Below are 5124 nucleotides of genomic sequence, written 5' to 3'. Positions count from 1 at the left end.
GGCGTGTGGGAGCCCTTCTTCGCGGGCACCGGCGGGCTCAACGCCACCGAGACGATCATCACCTCCGACGTCTCCAAGGCCCTGCCGATCGCCGACGCCGGCCTGGGCGCCGTGAGCTACGTGTTCGAGGTGCTGATGGGCGTGATGGGCGGGCGCAGCCGCTGGCGCACGATGCCGTGGATGGTGGCCATGTTCGGCGTCGTGGTGGTGCCGCTCGGCGTGGTGAGCATCGGTTTCATCATCATCCAGCCGATCATGATCGGCACCTGGTGCACGCTCTGCCTGATGGCCGCGCTGGCGATGCTGATCATGATTCCGTACACGCTGGACGAGCTGGTCGCCATGGGCCAGTACCTCGTGCAGAGCCACCGCCGCGGCGAGCCGTTCTGGCGCACCTTCTTCACCGGCGGCGCCTCACCGGGCAGCGGCAAGGACCGGCATGCGGGCTTCGACGCACCGCTGCGCAAGTCGGTGGCGTCTGCGCTGCGCGGCGTCACCGTGCCGTGGACGCTGGTCGCCAGCGCCCTGCTGGGTGTCGCCCTGATGTTCACGCGGCCGCTGTTCGGCAGCGAGCCGCCCATGGCCGACAGCGACCACCTGGTCGGCGCGCTGATCCTCACGGTGGCGGTGTGCGCGATGGCCGAGGTGGGCCGGCTGCTGCGCTTTCTGAACGTGCCGCTGGGCCTGTGGCTGATCGCGGCACCCTGGGTGCTGGGCGGCGCTTCGACGCTGGCCGCGGCGGCGAGCGTTGCGATCGGCCTTGCGGTCATCGCGCTCAGCCTGCCGCGAGGCCCGCGCAGCGTGGAGCACTACGGGAGTTGGGATCGCTTCGTGCTGTGACCGACGCCCGCGCTCGTTGGTCCGCCTCTCGGACCTGCAACGCGGGGCCCGGCAAGCTTGGCGTCAGGTCGCGCGCGCGGCCTTGTCGGCGCGCAGCTCCCGCAGCTCGGCCAGCAGCCTGCGCTGCAGCACGACCTGCCAGACCAGCGCGACGACGATGACCAGCGCGAACAGCACGCCGACGATCATGTTTCCCATCATCATGCCCATCATGGATTGGTCCATCGTGGCCTCCTGATACCCGCCGCACACCCACCCACGGCATGCAAGAAGCGCAGCTCCTCTATTGTCGGAAACAATATTCGAGCAAGCGCCGTTCCTCTAAGCACATGCTGCCGGAAACGGCGGGCCGGCATCAGCCCGCCGCCCCTTTCACTTCGGCGCATAGCCTGCCTCGCTCAACGCCGCCGACACCACCTCGCGGTCGGCGCTGCTCCGGACCTTGACCTTCTTGGTCTGCAGGTCCACTTCGACCGTCGCCGCCGGGTCGGCGGACTTGACGGCCTGGGTGACGCGGTCGACGCAGTGGCCGCAGCTCATGGATGGGATATCGAACTCGATCATGGCAGTCTCCGTGAAAAGGATGCGAGGCCACGACTGTGAACCTTGCCACCATGGCAAGCTCAAGCCGGCCGCCCGAATCCCCGGTGGCCGACAGGGAGATGAAGCGCAGCCGCTTTACCCTCCCACAATGGCAAGGTTCACAGTCGAGCCTTCGCCGCACCCTTCGGCTCGAAACGACGCAACAGCATGGACACCACCCTGACCTTGAAGCCGGCCGCCGCCCCCGCCGCAGCCCAGCGCGACTGGTCCTTCCCCGTGGAGGGCATGACCTGCGCCTCTTGCGTGGCGCGCGTCGAACGGGCCCTGGCCGCGGTGCCGGGCGTCAGCGAGGCCAGCGTCAACCTGGCGACGGAGGCGGCCAGCGTGCGGGGGAATGCTTCCGTGGCGCTGCCGGCCTTGCGCGCGGCGGTCGAGAAAGCCGGCTACAGCGTCGGCGAGCAGACGCTGCGCTTGAAGGTCGAGGGCATGACCTGCGCCTCCTGCGTGGCCCGGGTCGAGAAGGCGCTCGGGCAGGTACCGGGCGTCGAATCCGCGGAAGTGAACCTGGCCACTGAAATGGCGGAGGTCCGCCTTGCGAGCCGGGATGTCGATGTGGCACAGCTCACCGCGGCCATCGAGAAGGCCGGCTATACCGCCCGCCCGGCGAGCGATGCCGGCGCCGCTGCCGATGAAACGGCGAAACCGGCGCTGCCCGACTGGTGGCCGGTCGCGCTGGCCGCCGTGCTCTCCGCCCCGCTGGTGCTGCCGATGATCGGCTCGCTGTTCGGCGCCGACTGGATGATCAACGGCTGGCTGCAGCTCGCCCTCGCCACCCCCGTGCAGTTCTGGCTCGGCGCGCGCTTCTACCGCGCCGGCTGGAAGGCGCTGAAGGCGCGCACCGGCAACATGGACCTGCTGGTGGCGCTGGGCACCTCGGCCGGCTACGGCCTGAGCCTTTACCTGCTGCTGGCGCATGGCGCCGCCGGCGGCATGGCGCACCTGTACTTCGAGGCCTCGGCCGTCGTCATCACGTTGGTGCTGCTCGGCAAGTGGCTGGAGACGCGCGCCAAGCGCCAGACCACCGAGGCCATCCGCGCGCTGAACGCCCTGCGCCCGGAGACGGCGCGCGTGCGCCGCGACGGGCAGGAGCTGGAGCTGCCCGTCGCGCAGGTTCGCACCGACGACCTGGTCGTCGTGCGCCCCGGCGAGCGCGTGCCCGTGGACGGCGTGGTGATCGAAGGCGCCAGCCAGATCGACGAGTCGCTCATCACCGGCGAGAGCCTGCCGGTCGCCAAGGATGTGGGCGACAAGGTCACCGGCGGTGCGGTCAATGCCGAAGGCCTGCTGATCGTGCGCACCACGGCGGTGGGCGCCGAGTCGACGCTCGCGCGCATCGTGCGCATGGTCGAGTCGGCGCAGGCCAAAAAGGCGCCGATCCAGCGCCTGGTCGATCGGGTGAGCGCCGTGTTCGTGCCCGTGGTGATCGCCGTCGCGCTGGCCACGCTGCTCGGCTGGGGCCTGATCACCGGCAACTGGGAGGCAGCGATCCTGAACGCGGTGGCGGTGCTCGTCATCGCCTGCCCGTGCGCACTGGGCCTCGCCACGCCGACCGCGATCATGGCCGGCACCGGCGTGGCGGCGCGCCACGGCATCCTCATCAAGGACGCCGAAGCCCTGGAGGTGGCGCACGCCGTGCAGGTCGTGGCCTTCGACAAGACGGGCACGCTCACTGAAGGCAAGCCGGAGCTGATCGCCTACGAGGCAGCCGATGGCGACAGCGCCTCGCTGCTAGCGCTCAGCGCAGCGATTCAGGCCGGCAGCGAACACCCGCTGGCCCGCGCCGTGATGCAGATGGGCGAGCGCGAGCGCGTCGCGGTGGCGCCGGCCAGCCAGGTGCGCGCCGTCGCCGGGCGCGGCATGGCGGCCACGGTGGCCCAGCGCGAGCTGCGGTTGGGCAGCACGCGCTACATGGAAGAGCTGAAGATCGACTTCGGAGCGCTGAAGACGCGCGCCGCCGAACTGCAGTCGCAAGGCCGCACCGTTTCCTGGCTGGCCGACGTGACCGGTGCGCCACGCCTCGTCGGCCTGCTGGCCTTCGGCGACACGCTGAAGACCTCGGCGCTGCAAGCGGTCCGGCTGCTGCAGGAGCAAGGCATCCGCACAGTGCTGGTGACGGGCGACAACCGCGGCAGCGCCGAAGCCGTCGGGCGCGAACTCGGCATCGACGAGATCCGCAGCGAAGTGCTGCCCGAAGACAAGGCGCGGATCATCGGCGAGCTCAAGGCGGGCGGCCGGCGCGTGGCGATGGTCGGCGACGGCATCAACGATGCGCCGGCGCTGGCCGCGGCCGATGTGGGCATCGCGATGTCGAGCGGCACCGATGTGGCCATGCACGCGGCCGGCATCACGCTCATGCGCGGCAACCCGGCGCTGGTGGCCGACGCGATCGACATCTCGCGCCGCAGCTACGCCAAGATCAGGCAAAACCTGTTCTGGGCCTTCGTCTACAACGTGGTCGGCATTCCGCTGGCGGCCTTCGGACTGCTCAGCCCGGTGATCGCCGGCGCGGCGATGGCGGCGAGCAGCGTGAGCGTGGTCACCAATGCGCTGATGCTGCGGCGCTGGAAAGGAAGCGGGCAATGAACCGGATCGTGGCCGCCTCGGGGCCCTTGAACATCGGCGAAGCCGCCGCGCGCTCGGGCGTGTCAGCCAAGATGGTGCGGCACTACGAATCGCTGGGCCTGCTGCCCTCGGTGGCCCGCACGGAATCGGGCTACCGGCAGTACGGCGAGCGGCAGGTGCACATGCTGCGCTTCATCCGGCGCGCGCGCGACCTGGGCTTTTCCATCGCGGAGATCACGCAACTGCTCAAGCTCTGGCAGAACCGCCGCCGGGCCAGCTCCGACGTGAAGCGCATCGCGCTGGCGCACGTGGCCGATCTGGAGCGGCGCATGGCCGAGATGGCCACGATGAAGCAGACGCTCGAACACCTGGCGGCGTGCTGCCACGGCGACAGCCGGCCCGATTGCCCCATCCTCGACGAGCTGGGGCAGGAGCAGGCAGGGCCGTCGCCGAACGAACCGGTGACGGCCCCTGCGCACCGGCTCTCGGCGCGACGGCAGAAAGCTTCGTGAAAGGCACGCATCCGAACCCTGCGGTTGCCGAGCGACGCGCAGCCGTCACGCCGCCCGCGCACACGGATTGCGGCGCTTCGCTTGACACTGGAGCCTGCTCCAAGGTTCAAGATGCCCCTGTCGCAACACGAGCCTCACGGCTCTCGCCCCCGCGGCTGTGCAACAGCGATCGGCCGCATCAACCGAACGAAGGAGTGAAGCAATGGCTGCAAAACGCAAGGTGGAAGTGTTCAGCGCGGGCTGCTCGGCCTGCGAGGAAGCGATCACGCTGATCAAGAGCATCGCCTGCCCCTCGTGCGAGGTGAACGTGCTCGACATGCGGGACATGGATGTCGTCAAGCGCGCCAAGGCGCTCGGCGTGCGCTCGGTGCCCGCCGTGGCGATCGACGGCACGCTTGCGAGCTGCTGCGCCGGCCGCGGCGTGGACGAGGCGAGTCTGCGGCTCGCCGGACTGGGCCGGGCGGCGTAGGCGAGATTCGCACCGCATGTTCACCATCGGAAAGCTGGCCGCGCTCGCCGAGGTCAGCGCCGACACCTTGCGCTACTACGAGCGCGAGGGCCTGGTCGCGCCCAGCGGCAAGAGCGAAGGCGGCTACCGGCTCTACGA

At 69.9% G+C, this 5124-nt stretch carries 7 protein-coding genes; 5 read left to right on the top strand and 2 right to left on the bottom strand.

The features are described from left to right. Positions 1-840: vitamin K epoxide reductase family protein (locus tag H0W40_RS19115; RefSeq protein ID WP_292449401.1), on the top strand; the 840-nt coding region annotated here is incomplete at its 5' end. Positions 841-903: 63 nt separating this feature from the next. Here the strand turns inward: H0W40_RS19115 and H0W40_RS19110 are convergent. Both H0W40_RS19110 and H0W40_RS19105 read right to left on the bottom strand, forming a co-directional pair. Then, on the bottom strand, positions 904-1065 hold the full coding sequence (locus H0W40_RS19110; RefSeq protein WP_292449399.1) for a hypothetical protein: 162 nt from the start codon (positions 1063-1065) through the stop codon (positions 904-906). Between the two features lie 147 nt (positions 1066-1212). Then, positions 1213-1404, bottom strand: coding sequence for a heavy-metal-associated domain-containing protein (locus tag H0W40_RS19105; RefSeq protein ID WP_292449397.1), 192 nt, complete (start codon positions 1402-1404; stop codon positions 1213-1215). A 186-nt stretch (positions 1405-1590) separates the two neighbouring features. Here H0W40_RS19105 and H0W40_RS19100 point away from each other — a divergent pair, with 186 nt between their 5' ends. The 4 genes from H0W40_RS19100 to H0W40_RS19085 all read left to right on the top strand — a co-directional run. Beyond that, a complete protein-coding gene (locus H0W40_RS19100) occupies positions 1591-4026 on the top strand; it encodes a heavy metal translocating P-type ATPase (RefSeq protein ID WP_292449395.1) in 2436 nt (811 codons plus the stop codon). Further along, the gene (gene cueR / locus H0W40_RS19095) at positions 4023-4517 is read left to right on the top strand and encodes a Cu(I)-responsive transcriptional regulator (protein ID WP_292449393.1); all 495 of its coding nucleotides are present in this window, start codon (positions 4023-4025) and stop codon (positions 4515-4517) included. The genes H0W40_RS19100 and cueR overlap by 4 nt, the downstream gene beginning before the upstream one ends. 202 nt (positions 4518-4719) lie before the next feature. Continuing rightward, complete coding sequence (locus tag H0W40_RS19090) at positions 4720-4986, top strand: thioredoxin family protein (protein WP_292449391.1); 267 nt, start codon at positions 4720-4722, stop codon at positions 4984-4986. Positions 4987-5002: 16 nt separating this feature from the next. Continuing rightward, positions 5003-5124 (top strand): MerR family DNA-binding transcriptional regulator (locus tag H0W40_RS19085; RefSeq protein ID WP_292449403.1); only part of this gene is annotated, 122 nt, incomplete at its 3' end.

Origin of the sequence: Methylibium sp. (genome assembly GCF_013817345.1) — a bacterium.
GTDB lineage: Bacteria > Pseudomonadota > Gammaproteobacteria > Burkholderiales > Burkholderiaceae_C > Methylibium.
The sequence above is the reverse complement of the archived record's forward strand: the minus strand, read 5'-3'. Positions and strand labels throughout refer to the sequence as shown.